Raw genomic sequence first — 15,771 nt, 5'->3', positions numbered from 1 at the left:
ACGCGGAATGACGAACTTGAGCTAGCCCAGAAATGTTATTTGCCCACCGCTTAACGTGAACGGAACAAAAGGGCCGGGAGTCGGCCTCAGTTCACGGTTACAGAAGGCGCGTAAAGCCCGCGAACGCGGGGGAGGGGATGTTTGCCGCGGCAAGGTTTCCGGGGCCGATGAGCGAACGGTCGTTCACTTGTCGCGGCCGGGACATCCAATGGTGATCGGTACTTAGGCGCGACTCTGAAGCACGCGGAGCCCGGGTTTGCCGCGGTGGTGAGGCCGGCGTGAGCCTCTTGGACGGCTGCAACAAGATGTGAGTCGTGTGAACGAACACCGCTGCCGGGTGGGCCCGGGCGGGGGTGCCGAGGACGCGGAAGGTGTCGTCCGTGACAAGTTCACGGGTTTTCCGAGGGCCCGGAAAGGTGGTTTCGGGGGGTATCTCAAATGCACCGGGAATATCGCCGGTGAATTAATGCCGAGGGATTTTCGCGGCGGCCCCGGGGTTCGCGCGCGCGCCTAATCGGCAGCGCGGCCGGTGGCCTTGAGTCCATTGTCGAAGTGACACCGGACCAGCCGCGCCGCCCGCTCCGGGTCGCGGGCGAGCAGGGCATCCAGCATGTCGCGATGCTCCTGCAGCGATTCCTGCAGCCGCCCCTGCTTGAACAGTGAGTGGTGGCGGTTGAGCTTCATCACCCGGCGCAGGTCCGTGATGATCTGCATCCGCCAGCGGTTGCCGTCGATCTCGATGATGCGCAGATGAAAGCGCTCGTTGGCGGCGAAGAAGTGCTCGCGGCCCGCCTCGCCGGCGGCCAGGCTTTCCTCGAGAGCGTGGTGCAGCTGGCGAAGTTCCGCCAGTTCCGGGTCGGTCGCCGTGCGGGCCACGACGGCGGCGGCGTCGCTCTCCAGCAGGGACAGCAGCTGGTAGGCCTCGCGGACGTCGCGCTCGGACATCTCGGTGACGTAGGCGCCGCGGCGCACCCGCATCGTGACCAGCCCTTCGGAGGCCAGCACCTTGAGCGCCTCGCGCATGGGGGTGCGGCTGATGCCGAGCTCGGCGCAGAGCTTGAGCTCGTCGATCCAGCTGCCCGGTTCGAGCTCCTTCGCGAAGATGCGCTGGCGCAGCCGCTCGGCGACCTCCTCATAAAGCGGGGCGCGGGGAGCGAGCGGTGCGGTGAGCGGGCCGTTGAGGGGCATGGCGCGGGAGTGTAGCGAATCCAAAATTCATAATTATGAATTCGCACCACGCTATGATCCGCCGCTTCCAGGAGTCCCCCATGTCGAACGAACACAAGGTCCCCTCCGCCGCGCCGTCCGCCACAAGCGGGACGAACACTCCCCCGGAGTTCGCGCCGGCGACGCTGGAGCAATGGCACAAGGCGGCGGCGAAGTCCGCGCCCGGCGGGGACCCCGCCACCCTGAACTGGCACACCCCCGAAGGGCTGGTGGTCAAGCCGCTGTACACCGCGGCCGATACCCGCGACCTGCCGCACGCGGACACGCTGCCCGGCTTCGAGCCCTTCCTGCGCGGCCCGCAGGCCACGATGTACGCGGTGCGGCCCTGGACCATCCGCCAGTACGCCGGCTTCTCGACGGCCGAGGAGAGCAACGCCTTCTATCGCAAGGCGCTGGCCGCCGGCGGGCAGGGCGTGTCGGTGGCCTTCGACCTGGCCACGCACCGCGGCTATGACTCCGACCATCCGCGCGTGACCGGCGACGTCGGCAAGGCCGGCGTGGCGATCGACTCGGTGGAGGACATGAAGATCCTGTTCGACGGCATCCCGCTGGACAAGGTCTCGGTCTCGATGACGATGAACGGGGCGGTGCTGCCGGTGCTGGCCGGCTACGTCGTCGCGGCGGAGGAGCAGGGCGTCGCGCAGGACCAGCTCAGCGGCACCATCCAGAACGACATCCTCAAGGAGTTCATGGTCCGCAACACCTACATCTACCCGCCCGAGCCGTCGATGCGCATCATCGGCGACATCATCGAGTACACGGCCTCGCACATGCCGAAGTTCAACTCGATCTCGATCAGCGGGTACCACATGCAGGAGGCGGGCGCGAACCAGGCGCTGGAGCTGGCCTTCACGCTGGCCGATGGCAAGGAGTACGTCAAGACCGCGATCGCCAAGGGCATGGACGTGGACGACTTCGCCGGCCGGCTGTCCTTCTTCTGGGCGGTGGGGATGAACTTCTATCTGGAGATCGCCAAGATGCGGGCCGCGCGGCTGCTGTGGTGCCGGATCATGAAGGGCTTCGGCGCGAAGAACCCCAAGAGCCTGATGCTGCGCACGCACAGCCAGACTTCCGGGTGGAGCCTGACCGAGCAGGACCCCTACAACAACGTGGTGCGCACCACCATCGAGGCGATGGCGGCGGTGTTCGGCGGCACGCAGTCGCTGCACACGAACTCGCTGGACGAGGCCATCGCGCTGCCGACCGAGTTCAGCGCCCGCATCGCGCGCAACACGCAGCTGATCATCCAGGAGGAGACCCACATCACGAACGTGATCGACCCCTGGGCCGGCAGCTACATGATGGAGTCGCTGACCCAGGACATGGCCGACAAGGCCTGGGCGATCCTCGAGGAGGTCGACGCCATGGGCGGCATGACCAAGGCGGTGGACTCGGGCTGGGCCAAGCTCAAGATCGAGGCCAGCGCCGCGGAGAAGCAGGCGCGCATCGACAGCGGCAAGGACGTGATCGTCGGCGTCAACAAGTACCGGCTGGCCAAGGAGGATCCGGTCGAGATCCTCGAGGTCGACAACGTCAAGGTGCGCGACAGCCAGATCGCGCGCCTGCGGAAGATCAAGGCCACGCGCGACGGCGCCAAGGTGCAGGCGGCGCTGGCGGCGCTGACCGAGGCGGCCCGCTCGGGCACCGGCAACCTGCTGGACCTGAGCATCCAGGCGATCCGGCTGCGGGCGACGGTGGGCGAGGTCTCGGACGCGCTGGAGGCGGTCTTCGGCCGGCACCGCGCCGACACGCAGAAGGTCACCGGCGTCTACGCGGCGGCCTATGACTCGGCCGAGGGCTGGGCCAAGCTGCAGGACGAGATCGCCGCCTTCGCCGAGGAGCAGGGCCGCCGGCCCCGGGTGATGATCGCCAAGCTCGGCCAGGATGGGCATGACCGCGGCGCGAAGGTTGTCGCCACGGCCTACGCGGACCTGGGCTTCGACGTCGACATGGGGCCGCTGTTCCAGACGCCGGAGGAATGCGCGCGCCAGGCCATCGAGAACGACGTGCACGCCGTCGGCGTGTCGACGCTGGCGGCCGGCCACAAGACGCTGGTGCCGGCCATCATCCAGGCGCTCAAGGAGCAGGGCGGCGATGACATCGTCGTGTTCGTCGGCGGCGTGATCCCGGCGCAGGACTACGACTTCCTCTACGAGGCCGGCGTCAAGGGCATCTACGGGCCCGGCACGCCGATCCCGGCGAGCGCCAAGGACGTGCTCGAGCAGATCCGCAAGACGGTCGCGGCCTGAGCGGAGCGGATCGCGTGAACGCGCCGCTCCCTTCCGACCTCCCCGAGCACCCGCTGGCCGCGGCGCTGCTGGGCGAGCCCGGACCGGCCCAGCGCCGCGCGATGGCCAAGGCCATCACGCTGCTGGAGTCGACCCGCGCCGACCATCGCGTGCAGGCCGATGCGCTGCTCACGGGGCTGCTGCCGCACACGGGGCGCTCGCTGCGGCTGGGCATCTCGGGCGTGCCGGGCGTGGGCAAGAGCACCTTCATCGAGGCGCTCGGCCTGGATCTGATCGCGCGCGGCCATCGCGTCGCGGTGCTGGCGGTGGATCCGTCGAGCACGGTGTCTGGCGGCTCCATCCTGGGCGACAAGACGCGCATGGAGCGGCTCTCGATGGACCCGCGCGCCTACATCCGGCCCAGTCCGTCCAGCGGTACGCTGGGCGGCGTCGCGGAGAAGACGCGCGAGGCGATGCTGGTCTGCGAGGCCGCCGGCCATGACATCGTGATCGTCGAGACGGTCGGCGTCGGCCAGAGCGAGACGGCGGTGGCGGGCATGACCGACATGTACTGCCTGCTGCAGCTGCCCAATGCCGGCGACGACCTTCAGGCGATCAAGAAGGGCGTGATGGAGCTGGCCGACCTGGTCGTGATCAACAAGGCGGACCTGGACGACGCTGCGGCGACGCGGGCGCAGGCGCAGATCACGTCCTCGCTGCGGCTGTACGGGCTGCATGGCCGGCCCGACCACGCCCATCACGACACGGCGATCTGGCATCCGCGGGTGATGCGGATGTCGGCGCTCAAGGGCGAGGGCGTCGACGCCTTCTGGCGCGCGGTGACCGAGTTCCAGGCGCTCCAGCAGGCCAACGGCGCTTTCGAGGAGAAACGCCAGCAGCAGGCGCTGGCGTGGATGTGGGAGCGCATCCAGTCGGGCCTGAAGCAGCAGTTCAAGGCGGCGCCCGCGGTGCGCGGCGCGCTCGAGGACATCACGGCGCGGGTGCTCGGCGGGCAGCTCGCGGCGTCGACGGCGGCGCGGGAGCTGCTGGCGAAGTTTTCCGGAGACAGGAATCCCGAGGATTCAAAGGACCAACGACATGCATGACATCCAACAGATGCTCGAGGACAAGCGCGAGCAGGCGCGCCAGGGCGGCGGCGAGAAGCGCATCGCGGCCCAGCATGCCAAGGGCAAGTTGACCGCGCGCGAACGGCTGGACCTGCTCTTCGACGACGGCACCTTCGAGGAATGGGACATGTTCGTCGAGCACCGCTGCGTCGACTTCGGCATGGCGGACAACAAGATCCCGGGCGACGGCGTCGTCATCGGCTACGGGATGATCAACGGCCGGCTGGCCTTCGCCTTCAGCCAGGACTTCACCGTCTTCGGCGGCGCGCTGTCCGAGGCCCATGCCGAGAAGATCTGCAAGGTGATGGACCAGGCGATGAAGGTCGGCGCGCCGGTGATCGGCCTGAACGACTCCGGCGGCGCGCGCATCCAGGAGGGCGTGGCCTCGCTGGGCGGTTATGCCGAGGTCTTCCAGCGCAACGTGATGGCCTCCGGCGTGATCCCGCAGATCAGCATGATCATGGGCCCCTGCGCCGGCGGCGCGGTGTACTCGCCGGCGATGACCGACTTCATCTTCATGGTCAAGGACAGCAGCTACATGTTCGTCACGGGGCCCGAGGTGGTGAAGACCGTGACGCACGAGGAAGTGACGGCCGAGGAGCTGGGCGGCGCCTCGACGCACACGGCGCGCAGCGGCGTCGCGGATCTGGCCTTCGAGAACGACGTCGAGGCCATCCTGATGCTGCGGCGCTTCTTCAACTACCTGCCGTTGAACAACCGCGAGAAGGCGCCGTGCCGCCCGAGCGGCGATCCCGGCGCGCGGCTGGATCATTCGCTCGACACGCTGGTGCCGGACAACCCGAACAAGCCCTACGACATGAAGGAGCTGATCCTCAAGGTCGTGGACGACGGCGACTTCTTCGAGCTGCAGGCCGAGAACGCGAAGAACATCCTGACCGGCTTCGCCCGCATGGAGGGGCAGACGGTGGGCATCGTTGCCAACCAGCCGCTGGTGTTGGCGGGCTGCCTCGACATCAAGAGCAGCATCAAGGCGGCGCGTTTCGTGCGCTTCTGCGATGCGTTCAACATCCCGGTGATCACCTTCGTCGACGTGCCGGGCTTCATGCCGGGCACTTCGCAGGAGTACGGCGGCATCATCAAGCACGGCGCCAAGCTGCTCTACGCGTATGCGGAGTGCACGGTGCCCAAGGTGACGGTGATCACGCGCAAGGCCTATGGCGGCGCGTATGACGTGATGAGCTCCAAGCACCTGCGCGGCGACGTCAACTTCGCCTGGCCCAATGCCGAGATCGCGGTGATGGGCGCCAAGGGCGCGGTGGAGATCATCTTCCGCGAGGACAAGAACGATCCGGCCAAGCTGGCCGCGCGCGAGGCCGAGTACAAGGCGCGCTTCGCCAATCCGTTCGTGGCCGGCGCGCGCGGCTTCATCGACGACGTCATCCAGCCGCACGAGACGCGCAAGCGCATCTGCCGCTCGCTGGTGATGCTCAAGGACAAGCAACTCGAGAACCCGTGGCGCAAGCACGGGAACATCCCCCTCTGACCGGCGCGCAGGAGACGCAGAACATGTTCAAGAAGATCCTGATCGCCAATCGCGGTGAGATCGCGTGCCGCGTGATCAAGACGGCCAAGAAGATGGGCATCGCCACGGTGGCGGTGTATTCGGAGGCGGACAAGGACGCCCGCCACGTGGAGCTGGCCGACGAGGCCGTGCTGCTGGGCCCGGCGCCCTCGCGCGAGTCCTACCTGGTGGCCGACAAGATCATCGCCGCAGCGAAGCAGACCGGCGCCCAGGCCATCCATCCCGGCTATGGCTTCCTGTCGGAGAACGAGGACTTCGCGCGCCGCGTGGAGGAGGAAGGCCTGGTCTTCATCGGGCCCAAGCACTACTCGATCGCGGCGATGGGCGACAAGATCGCCTCGAAGAAGCTGGCCGGCGAGGCGCAGGTCAACACCATCCCCGGCCACAACCAGCCGATCGAATCGCCCGACGAGGCCGTGGCCATCGCCCATCGCATCGGCTACCCGGTGATGATCAAGGCGAGCGCGGGCGGCGGCGGCAAGGGCCTGCGTGTCGCGTTCAACGACAAGGACTGCCACGACGGCTTCACCAGCTGCCGCAACGAGGCGCGCGCGAGCTTCGGCGACGACCGCGTGTTCATGGAGAAGTTCGTCGAGTCGCCGCGCCACATCGAGATCCAGGTGTTGGGCGATGCCCAGGGCAACGTGGTCTACCTGTGGGAGCGCGAGTGCTCGATCCAGCGCCGCCACCAGAAGGTGATCGAGGAGGCGCCGTCGCCCTTCATCAGCGAGGCCACGCGCCGCGCGATGGGCGAGCAGGCGGTGGCGTTGGCCAAGGCGGTGAAGTACCAGAGCGCGGGCACGGTGGAGTTCGTGGTCGGCAAGGACCAGTCCTTCTACTTCCTGGAGATGAACACGCGGCTGCAGGTCGAGCATCCGGTCACCGAGTGCATCACCGGGCTGGATCTGGTCGAGCTGATGATCCGCGTCGCCGCGGGCGAGCCGCTGCCGTTCAAGCAGGACGAGATCCGGCGCGAGGGCTGGGCGATCGAATGCCGCATCAACGCGGAGGATCCGTTCCGCAACTTCCTGCCGTCGACCGGCCGGCTGGTGAAGTACCAGCCTCCGGAGACCTCGATGGAGGCGGCCGGCGAGGCGCGCTTCGGCGTGCGCGTGGACACCGGCGTCTTCGACGGCGGCGAGATCCCGATGTTCTACGACTCGATGATCGCCAAGCTGATCGTGCACGGCCGCGACCGCGACGACGCGATCGCCAAGATGCGCGAGGCGCTCAACGGCTTCGTGATCCGGGGCATCTCGAGCAACATCCCGTTCCAGTCGGCGCTGCTGGCGCATCCGGACTTCCGCTCGGGCGACTTCAACACCGGCTTCATCGCGCAGCACTACGGCAGCGGCTTCCACGCCGAGGACGTGCCGCACGACGATCCGGACTTCCTGGTGGCGCTGGCCGGCTTCATCCGCCGCAAGGCTCGCGAGCGCGAGGCCGGCATCACCGGCCAGCTGCCAGGGCATGAGGTCCGCATCGAGCATGACTATGTCGCCGTCGTCAGCGAAGGGCAGGGCAGCTTCCGGCGGTATCCGCTCAACATCACCGAGTACGTCGGCGCGCAGGGCGAGGCGCTGATCCACGTCGGCGCCGAGGGCGCGGATGGCGTCGAGGGCCGCGGCCAGGCGCCGGGCGGCGGCAAGTCCTACCGCATCGTCAGCACTTCGCGTCTGAACGACACGCGGCTCTTCGGCACCGTGAACGGGCGGCCCTTCGTCGCCCAGGCCGAGCGCGGCACGCCGAGGGCGCCGCTGGCGTATCGCATCCAGCACAACGGGCGCGCGATCGAGGTGACGGTGCTGTCGCCGCGCGCGGCGGAGCTGCATCGGCTGATGCCCTACAAGGCGCCGCCGGACACCAGCAAGCTGCTGCTGTCGCCGATGCCGGGGCTGCTGGTCCACATCGCCGTGCAGCCGGGACAGCTGGTGCAGGCCGGTGAACGGCTGGCGGTGATCGAGGCGATGAAGATGGAGAACATCCTCACCGCGACGCAGGACGTGAAGGTCGCCGAGGTGCTGGCCAAGGTGGGCGAGAGTCTGGCGGTCGACCAGCCGATCGTGCGTTTCGAATGAAGGGGCAGGCCATGACCGCATCCGCAACGATGACCGCAACGACGATCGCAACGACCACCGCATCCACGACCGCCGCGGTGAAGCCCTACCGCATCCTCGGCATCCAGCAGATCGCGATCGGCGGCCCGGATAAGACGGCGCTGCGCCGGCTGTGGGTGGACGTGCTGGGGCTGCAGGTCACCGGCAACTTCGTCTCGGAGCGCGAGAACGTCGACGAGGACATCTGCGCCATCGGCAGCGGGCCGCACAAGGTCGAGGTCGACCTGATGCAGCCGCTGGATCCGGAGAAGAAACCGGCCGTGCATGCGACGCCGCTGAACCACGTCGGCCTGTGGGTCGACGACCTGCCGAAGGCGGTCGAGTGGATGACGGCCAACGGCGTGCGATTCGCGCCGGGCGGCATCCGCAAGGGCGCGGCCGGCCACGACATCTGCTTCATCCATCCGAAGAGCAATGACGAGTTCCCGATCGGGGGCGAGGGCGTGCTGATCGAGCTGGTGCAGGCGCCGGAGGACGTGGTGAAGGCGCTGGGAGGGGGCTGAGCGCGGCGGACCCGGCCGGCCCGGCGTCAGCCGGAGCGACTCAATCGACCAGGATGTTCCGGTTCTTCAGCGTCAGGTGGATCTTGTCGCCGACCGTGTCCTTGTTGAACGGCTTGACGATGTAGCCGGTCGCGCCGAGCTGCGCGGCGCGGATGATGTCTTCCTTGCGGCCCTCGGCGGTGACGAGCAGCACCGGGATCGTGCGCAGCGCGTCGCCTTCGGGTTTGGTGCGCAGCGCCTCCAGCAGCTGGAAGCCGTTCATCACCGGCATGTTCACGTCGCTGAGCACGAAGTGCACCGGCTCGCCGGACTCGGCCGACAGCTCCAGCTGCCGCAGCGCCGCCTTGCCGTCCTCGGCCTCCAGGATCTTCTTGAAGCCGAGCTCGCGCAGCAGCCCGGAGATGATCCGGCGCATGGTCGAGAAGTCGTCGACCACCAGGAAACAGAATTCTTCGCGCTTGATCGTCGTGACCATCTGACACCTCTTCAGGCGGGGAATCGTAGCGCGGCAGGATCCGCGCCCGAGCGCCCGGCGCGCGTCACGCGACCTCGTCCAGCAGCGCGCCCAGCATCGACGTCGCCGGCGAGCGCCGGCCCACCGGCTCCTCCTCGGCGCGAGCCGTCGTCGGTGCCGTCGGTGCCGTCGGCGGGGCGCTGCGGGCCGCGGCCTTCGCCTGGGCGGCTTCCGCGGCCGCCTTCTGGATCTGCGCGATCTGCTCCATCACCATCTGCATCTGCGTCTGGAGCAGCTTCTGGCGCTTGTCCTTGGCGGACGCGTCCATCGTCGAATCGGTCGCCAGGTCCTTCATCTGCTTCTGCAATTGCTTGAGCTGGGCCTGCAGGCGGGCGATCTGCGCATCGCTGCCCGACCCCGAAGGCGCGGACGTGGACGATCCGGCGGGGGCGGCGGCGGTGGGAACGGCGACATGCATGGAAACTCCTTCGGCAACCCTCGGGATATCGACCGCCGGGGGCAGGTCTTGAGCGTCGCCCGGGCGCATGCCGCGCAGCGTGCCGGCGCGCCTGTCGCCGCGAGGGGCAAGCCCGTGCGGGTAGCATCGCCGGATGAGCGCCACCCGTACCGATCCCGTCGCCGAGCTGTTGCGGCACGCCGCCACCACCTACATCGCACCGCGCTTCCGCCGCCTGGCGGATGGCGACGTGATGCAGAAGGCGCCCGGGGAATGGGTCACGACGGTGGACCGGGAGGTCGAGGCCTTCCTGACCCCCGAGCTGCGCGCGCTGGTGCCGGGCTCGCGCGTGGTCGGGGAAGAGCAGTGCGCGGAGACCCCGGAGCTGCTGGACCAGCTCGATGAGGGTCAGGTGTGGCTGGTCGATCCGCTGGATGGGACCTTCAACTTCATCTCGGGGCGCGAGCCGCTGTCGTCGATGGTGGCGCTGCTCGAGGATGGCGTGGCGGTCGGCGCCTGGATGCTCGATCCGATCGGCGGCGTGCTGCACCACGCGCGGCGCGGGGAGGGCGCCTGGCGCGAGGGCGAGCGGCTGAAGGCGGCGCCGGGACCCGGGCTGCGCCGCGCGGTCGTCAAGACGCGTTTCCTGCCGCAGGAACACCAGGCCCGTGTGGCGACCTGGCAAGGCGTCGAGATCCTGCCGGGCTTGAACTGCGCGGGCGCGGAATACCCCGCGCTCGTCGAGGGCGCCTTCGACGCGACGCTCTACTGGCGCAAGCTGGCCTGGGACCACGCGCCCGGCACGCTCTTCGTCACCGAGGCCGGCGGCGTCGCCGCGCGGCTGGACGGCACGCCGTACCGCGCGGGCGACCGCGAGCCTGGGTTGCTCGTGGCGCGCAGCCCCGAGGTGTGGGACGAAGCCGCGGCGGCCTGGAGGGCCTGACCGAGCCTGCGCCGTCGAACGCCCCGAGCGGGGAACGCCGATTGCCGCATCGCCCGTCGATGACGGCCTCGCTCGCTTCCCTGGACATCGCCCGCCGGCTCGATCGGCTCCCTTGGTCACGCTGGCACTGGCGCGTGGTGCTCGCGCTGGGCGTGGCCTGGGTGCTGGACGGCCTGGAGGTGACGCTGGTCGGCTCCGTCGGCGCCGTGCTGGAGCGACCTGACACGCTGGGGCTGTCCGCGGTGCAGGTCGGCTGGTCCGGCTCGCTCTACCTGGCCGGCGCGATCGTTGGCGCACTGGTCTTCGGGCGCCTGTCCGACCGGCTCGGCCGCAAACGGCTGTTCCTCGCCACGCTGGCCGTCTACGCCGTCGCGACGCTCGCCACCGCCTTCTCGACCGATTTCGCGTTCTTCGCGCTGTGCCGCTTCGTCACCGGCCTGGGCATCGGCGGCGAATACGCCGCCATCAACTCCGCCATCGATGAACTGGTGCCCGCCCGCGTGCGCGGCCGCGTGAACCTCGCGATCAACGGCAGCTTCTGGATCGGTGCCGCGCTCGGCGCCGCGGCCAGCCTGCTGCTGCTGCATCCGGACGTGCTCGGTCCGGTGCGGGGCTGGCGCGTCGGCTTTGCGATGGGGGCGTTGCTGGCGGTGGCCATGGTGCTGGTGCGCCGTCACGTGCCCGAAAGCCCGCGCTGGCTGCTGCGCCACGGCCGCGTCGAGGAGGCGCAGCGCATCCTGGCCGACATCGAGGCGCAGGTCGCCGCCCAGCACGGTCCCTTGCCCGAGGTGCCGCCGGTCGCGCGCCGGGAGCACCGCCGCGCGGTGCCCGACCTGCGCGAGGTGCTGCACGTGCTGCTGCGGCGCTATCGGACGCGCAGCGCCGTCGCGCTGGCGCTGATGCTGGCGCAGGCCTTCTTCTACAACGCGATCTTCTTCAGCTACGCGCTGGTGCTCACCCGCTTCTATGGCGTCGAGGACCACCGCGTGGCGCTCTACATCTTTCCGTTCGCGCTGGGCAACGTGCTGGGACCGCTGCTGCTGGGGCCGCTCTTCGACCGCGTCGGGCGGCGGCGGATGATCGCGCTGACCTACGGACTGGCCGGCGTGGGCCTGGCCGCCACGGGCGTGGCCTTCGTCGCCGATGTGCTGGACGCGCGCTCGCAGGCGCTGTGCTGGTCGGCGGTGTTCTTCTTCGCGTCCGCCGCCGCGAGCTCCGCCTACCTGACGGTGAGCGAGGTCTTCCCGCTCGAGATGCGCGCGATGGCGATCGCGATCTTCTATGCGGTGGGCACCGGGGCCGGCGGCTTCGCGGCGCCGCTGCTGTTCGGCTGGCTGGTCGAGAGCGCCCAGCGCGGCCAGGTGGCGATCGGCTACGGCATCGGCTCGGCGCTGGTGATCGTGGCCGGCCTGCTGGCGCTGCGCTTCGGTGTCGACGCCGAGTGCAAGCCGCTGGAGGACATCGCGCCGTCGATGGACGGTGCGCACGATGGGGGCGACGGGCTCCACGGGCCCGAGGGCGTGTCGCGCGACGCGGTCGCGCGTCGTTGAGGCCCCGGGCGGATCAGCGCTGGCCGAACCAGCGCCGCACGCGGCGCTTCCAATCCAGCCACTGGCGATGGCGCGAGCGGTCGATGCGCTTGACGTCGATCAGCGTGAGGTCCCCGCAAGCCGACATCGTGTGCAGGCCGCTGAGGAACCCGGGATGCGCGAGGTCGCCGGTGAAGGTGGCCGGCAAGGCGCGCACCTCGACGGCCTGCGGCGTGAGCCGGTCGAAGCGCAGCCAGCGCGTCGCGCCGCCATAGCTGGTGCGGCTGTCCTGCACCGGCAGCGTCACCCGGCCGTCGGTGTCGACGAAGGGCGTGCCGGCCGGACGCGCGCCGTCGTGCGCGGACCTCACCGGATTCGCCGGGTGAGGCGTCCAGGGACCCTGCAGCGTGTCGGCCCAGGCGACGTGCAATTCGCGCTGGTCGCGCTTGTCGGGCCCGATGACGGCATAGAACATCCACCAGCGCCCCTCATGCCGCAGCAGCGAGGCATCGACCGCATGCACGCCGGGCAGCAGCGCGCAGACCCGTTCCCAGCGCTCCCAGCGCTCGGCGCCATCCATCGCGCGGTACAGGGCGACCTCGGCGGCCTGGCTGGACTCCGGCACCATCCAGACCTGGCCCTCGTGCTCGAAGACGAAGGGATAGGAGAGGTGGAAGGGCTGGCGCAGCACCGGCTTGGGCGCGCTCCAGGCGCCGTCGGCCAGGTTCAGCGTGAGGCGCTGCAGGTCGGCGCGCTTGGTCCGGTAGTCGAAGTGCTCGACGAAGACATGGAGCGCGTCGCCCTCGCGCAGTGCGAAGGGGTCGGCGTAGTAGCGCCAGTCGCCGGCTTCCGGCATCCAGACGATGCGGTCGCGCAGCTCGCGCAGGCGCTCGGGGCTGAGGCGGTCCAGGCGCTCGGGGACGACGCCGACGGTCCAGAAATCCGACTTCGGCCGCTTAACCACGGGCGTCTTCCACGCTCAGTCCCGCGAGGTCGTGGATCTTGACGCCCTGGCGCGCGAGCGCCTCCTGGTACAGGCCCAGCGTGGCCCGCACCGCGCTGGAGCGGTCGTAGCGGTCCATGTCGTAGTCCACCGGGCGACGGGCATTGCGGGCGCGCTCGGCCAGCGCGGCGGCGATCGCCTGGCCCATCGCCACGGCGTCGTCGACCGGCACGATCGCCGACTGCGCCGGGTCCAGCATCTCGCGCGCGCCCAGCGTGGCCGTCGCCACGATCGGCAATCGCGCGCGCATCGCCTCGAGGATGGCCAGCGGGAACTGCTCCTCGCGCGACGAGGACACGTACAGGTCCATCTCGCCGAGCAGCTCGTCGACGTTCCAGCGGAAGCCCAGCAGGTGGATGCGCCGGTCGTCGCCGCGCAGCGACTCGAGTTCCGCGCGCTGCGGGCCTTCGCCGATCAGCACCAGGTGGGCCTGCGGCGGCGCATGGCGCTGGAAGGCCTCGATCAGCGTGTGCATGCCCTTGGCCGCGTGCAGCCGGCCGACGCAGCCGATGACCGGCGCGGCCGCCGGAATGCCGAGCTCCTGCCGCAGCGAGCCCGAGGGCGCCTTCGCCGCGCAGGACGCGGGACTGCGTTCCGGCGCCCAGTTGTAGATGACGCGATGCATGCCGCCGAAATCCTTCAAGTGACCGACCTGGGCCGAATTGACGCACACCAGCGCGTCCATCCCCGCATGGTGGTGCGCCTTGTAGCCCACATGGAGCGTGCCGACCCGCACCCGGTCCCGGGCCGCCGCCACCGCCTTGCAGGCCGGGCCCAGGTGGCCGTGGACGATGTCCGCGCCCAGCCGGGCCGCCAGGCGCCGCACGCGCGCCCCGCGCAGCACCGGCAGGCGCAGGCCGTGGAAACGCACGCGCTGGTCGAGCGCATGCCGGACGGCCGAGCCGGCCGGGCCGATCACATGGACGGTGTGGCCCAGCGCCGCCTGGGCGTTGGCCAGGTCGACGCAGTGATGCTCGCCACCGGCGATGCGAGACGAGAAGACCACGTGGACGATGGAGAGTGCGCGCATGACGTCGAAACGGCAAAAAAGCTAAGAAACGTTTCGAGTCTATTTCTTAACAATCAGCAATACGGACGGCACTTCCCCTAGTCGTGGGGTGTACGGGTAGCGCATGTGCAGCAGGTGTGCGCAATTCCCGGTGGGGCATTAACGGCCTGTGAACGCCTGACCCTCGGTCGGGCGGCGGACGGGGCGTCGCGATGAAACCTCAGGTAACCGGCGCCGGTGGTTCCCGGGCGCCGGGGATGGCGCGACGAAGCGCTGTTTCCCGGGGATGAACTGCAGGGGGTGACCACCTGCATGCAGGGTCATTGAAGTTAAGCTAGCGCGCCCTTTTTGCGGCTTGCGCACGAAGGACATTTTTTTACGACCTCGTCTTCTCCGCTGGAGCCCGCTTCATGTTGCGTTTGTCGCTGATCGCCGTTGTCGCCGCGTCCCTGCTTGCCGCTTGCGGCAAGCCTTCCCCCGACAAGCAGGCATCGCCCGCCGCCGCCGCGGCCAGCGCGCCCAGTTTGCTGGTGGCGCCGGAGGACGTGCAGACGCTGGGCGTGAGCGAATACGCCAGCGGCCCGGTCATCACCGGCTCGATCCAGCCGGAACGCCGGGCCGACCTGCGCGCCGAACTGCAGGCCGTCGTGCTGCAGGTGTTCAAGGAGAACGGCGAGCGGGTGAAGCGCGGCGACCTGCTGGTCCGCCTGGACGACACCGCGATCCGCGACACGGTGCAGTCCGCCGACGAAGCCGCCCGCGCCGCCTCGCAGAGCTTCGAGCAGGCCGAGCGCCAGTACCAGCGCCTGAAGACGCTGCAGGCCCAGGGCATGAGCTCCATCCAGGCGATGGAGGACGCGGAAATCCGCCGCAACAACGCCCAGAGCGACCTGGTGGCCGCCCGTGCCCGCGTGGCCACGGCGCGCCAGCAGCAGCAGCGCACCGAGGTGCGCGCCCCGTTCGACGGCGTCGTCAGCGACCGCAAGGTCTCGCCGGGCGACTCGGCGCAGATCGGCAAGGAGCTGATCAAGGTGATGGATCCGGCGTCGATGCGCTTCGAGGGCCTGGTCTCCGCCGACCGCATGGCCGAGCTCAAGCTGGGCCAGACGGTCTACTTCCGGGTCAACGGTTATCCGCAGGTCGACTTCCAGGGCAAGGTGCGCCGCATCGCGCAGGCCGCCAACGCGAGCACCCGCCAGGTGGAAGTGCTGGTCGACTTTGCCGGCGCCCAGCAGCCGGGCGTGGCTGGCCTGTACGCCGAGGGCCGGGTGCAGACCAACAGCGTCTCGGCGCTGATGGTGGCCGACGGCGCGCTGGTGCGCGAGGGCGACAAGGCCTTCGTCTGGCGCGTGGACGGCGGCAAGGTCGGCAAGTCCGCGGTCCGCCTGGGCGCGCGCGACGACCGCCAGGGGCTGTACGTCGTCACCACCGGCCTGAAGCAGGGCGACCGCATCCTGCGCCATCCGACCAGCACGCTGATCGACGGCCAGCGCGTCGAGCTGACCAAGGCCGCCGTGCCCATGGCCAGCGGCGCCGGCACCAGGTCCGCCGCGCCCGCCGGCGCGGCGCCGGACTTCGCGGCCTCCGCGGCCTCGGGCATCTGACGACCGGCCGGACTCGAGGAGACTTCC

The 15,771-nt window shown here is 69.6% G+C and carries 13 protein-coding genes; 8 read left to right on the top strand and 5 right to left on the bottom strand.

Features of this window, described 5'->3' with window-relative positions:
- Positions 1-510: 510 nt before the first annotated feature.
- Positions 511-1,188, bottom strand: a complete 678-nt coding sequence (locus tag BM393_RS11135) for a GntR family transcriptional regulator (protein ID WP_091724824.1) — start codon at positions 1,186-1,188, stop codon at positions 511-513.
- A gap of 80 nt (positions 1,189-1,268) precedes the next feature.
- Between BM393_RS11135 and scpA the strand changes: the two genes are divergently transcribed.
- The 5 genes from scpA to BM393_RS11110 are packed head-to-tail and all read left to right on the top strand — an operon-like array spanning position 1,269 to position 8,745.
- A complete protein-coding gene (gene scpA, locus BM393_RS11130; protein ID WP_091725348.1) occupies positions 1,269-3,476 on the top strand; it encodes a methylmalonyl-CoA mutase in 2,208 nt (735 codons plus the stop codon).
- A gap of 53 nt (positions 3,477-3,529) precedes the next feature.
- The gene (meaB, locus tag BM393_RS11125) at positions 3,530-4,561 is read left to right on the top strand and encodes a methylmalonyl Co-A mutase-associated GTPase MeaB (RefSeq protein ID WP_256382278.1); all 1,032 of its coding nucleotides are present in this window, start codon (positions 3,530-3,532) and stop codon (positions 4,559-4,561) included.
- Positions 4,554-6,086 (top strand): acyl-CoA carboxylase subunit beta, encoded by a 1,533-nt coding sequence (locus tag BM393_RS11120; protein WP_091724823.1) that lies wholly within the window; start codon positions 4,554-4,556, stop codon positions 6,084-6,086. The genes meaB and BM393_RS11120 overlap by 8 nt, the downstream gene beginning before the upstream one ends.
- A gap of 23 nt (positions 6,087-6,109) precedes the next feature.
- Positions 6,110-8,203 (top strand): acetyl-CoA carboxylase biotin carboxylase subunit, encoded by a 2,094-nt coding sequence (gene accC, locus BM393_RS11115; protein ID WP_091724822.1) that lies wholly within the window; start codon positions 6,110-6,112, stop codon positions 8,201-8,203.
- A gap of 29 nt (positions 8,204-8,232) precedes the next feature.
- Positions 8,233-8,745, top strand: coding sequence for a VOC family protein (locus BM393_RS11110; RefSeq protein ID WP_091724821.1), 513 nt, complete (start codon positions 8,233-8,235; stop codon positions 8,743-8,745).
- A gap of 40 nt (positions 8,746-8,785) precedes the next feature.
- On the opposite strand, the gene BM393_RS11105 is transcribed toward BM393_RS11110, so the two are convergent.
- Together BM393_RS11105 and BM393_RS11100 are read right to left on the bottom strand one after the other, a co-directional pair.
- Complete coding sequence (locus tag BM393_RS11105) at positions 8,786-9,220, bottom strand: response regulator (RefSeq protein ID WP_091724820.1); 435 nt, start codon at positions 9,218-9,220, stop codon at positions 8,786-8,788.
- Between the two features lie 64 nt (positions 9,221-9,284).
- Positions 9,285-9,677 (bottom strand): FlxA-like family protein, encoded by a 393-nt coding sequence (locus BM393_RS11100; protein ID WP_175538287.1) that lies wholly within the window; start codon positions 9,675-9,677, stop codon positions 9,285-9,287.
- 133 nt (positions 9,678-9,810) lie between these two features.
- Here BM393_RS11100 and BM393_RS11095 point away from each other — a divergent pair, with 133 nt between their 5' ends.
- Both BM393_RS11095 and BM393_RS11090 read left to right on the top strand, forming a co-directional pair.
- Complete coding sequence (locus BM393_RS11095; RefSeq protein ID WP_091724818.1) at positions 9,811-10,599, top strand: inositol monophosphatase; 789 nt, start codon at positions 9,811-9,813, stop codon at positions 10,597-10,599.
- A 59-nt stretch (positions 10,600-10,658) separates the two neighbouring features.
- Entirely contained in the window at positions 10,659-12,149 is a 1,491-nt protein-coding gene (locus BM393_RS11090; RefSeq protein ID WP_091724817.1) for an MFS transporter, read from the top strand.
- 13 nt (positions 12,150-12,162) lie between these two features.
- On the opposite strand, the gene BM393_RS11085 is transcribed toward BM393_RS11090, so the two are convergent.
- Together BM393_RS11085 and BM393_RS11080 are read right to left on the bottom strand one after the other, a co-directional pair.
- A complete protein-coding gene (locus tag BM393_RS11085) occupies positions 12,163-13,092 on the bottom strand; it encodes a hypothetical protein (protein WP_091724816.1) in 930 nt (309 codons plus the stop codon).
- On the bottom strand, positions 13,085-14,161 hold the full coding sequence (locus tag BM393_RS11080) for a glycosyltransferase (protein WP_091724815.1): 1,077 nt from the start codon (positions 14,159-14,161) through the stop codon (positions 13,085-13,087). Before BM393_RS11080 ends, BM393_RS11085 begins: the two co-directional genes overlap by 8 nt.
- Before the next feature lie 389 nt (positions 14,162-14,550).
- Here BM393_RS11080 and BM393_RS11075 point away from each other — a divergent pair, with 389 nt between their 5' ends.
- Entirely contained in the window at positions 14,551-15,744 is a 1,194-nt protein-coding gene (locus BM393_RS11075; RefSeq protein WP_091724814.1) for an efflux RND transporter periplasmic adaptor subunit, read from the top strand.
- Positions 15,745-15,771 lie beyond the last annotated feature (27 nt).

Source organism: Mitsuaria sp. PDC51 (assembly GCF_900113225.1).
In the GTDB taxonomy this organism is placed as follows: Bacteria; Pseudomonadota; Gammaproteobacteria; order Burkholderiales; family Burkholderiaceae_C; genus Roseateles.
Note: the sequence above shows the minus strand (reverse complement) of the source record. Positions and strands in the feature narration are given on the sequence as shown.

Bases quoted from the DNA above. Each gene is read 5' to 3' on its own strand.
- BM393_RS11135 (WP_091724824.1), bottom strand. From the start codon at position 1,188: ATGCCCCTCAACGGCCCGCTCACCGCACCGCTCGCTCCCCGCGCCCCG.
- scpA (WP_091725348.1), top strand. From the start codon at position 1,269: ATGTCGAACGAACACAAGGTCCCCTCCGCCGCGCCGTCCGCCACAAGC.
- BM393_RS11120 (WP_091724823.1), top strand. From the start codon at position 4,554: ATGCATGACATCCAACAGATGCTCGAGGACAAGCGCGAGCAGGCGCGC.
- accC (WP_091724822.1), top strand. From the start codon at position 6,110: ATGTTCAAGAAGATCCTGATCGCCAATCGCGGTGAGATCGCGTGCCGC.
- BM393_RS11110 (WP_091724821.1), top strand. From the start codon at position 8,233: ATGACCGCAACGACGATCGCAACGACCACCGCATCCACGACCGCCGCG.
- BM393_RS11105 (WP_091724820.1), bottom strand. From the start codon at position 9,220: ATGGTCACGACGATCAAGCGCGAAGAATTCTGTTTCCTGGTGGTCGAC.
- BM393_RS11100 (WP_175538287.1), bottom strand. From the start codon at position 9,677: ATGCATGTCGCCGTTCCCACCGCCGCCGCCCCCGCCGGATCGTCCACG.
- BM393_RS11095 (WP_091724818.1), top strand. From the start codon at position 9,811: ATGAGCGCCACCCGTACCGATCCCGTCGCCGAGCTGTTGCGGCACGCC.
- BM393_RS11090 (WP_091724817.1), top strand. From the start codon at position 10,659: ATGACGGCCTCGCTCGCTTCCCTGGACATCGCCCGCCGGCTCGATCGG.
- BM393_RS11080 (WP_091724815.1), bottom strand. From the start codon at position 14,161: ATGCGCGCACTCTCCATCGTCCACGTGGTCTTCTCGTCTCGCATCGCC.
- BM393_RS11075 (WP_091724814.1), top strand. From the start codon at position 14,551: ATGTTGCGTTTGTCGCTGATCGCCGTTGTCGCCGCGTCCCTGCTTGCC.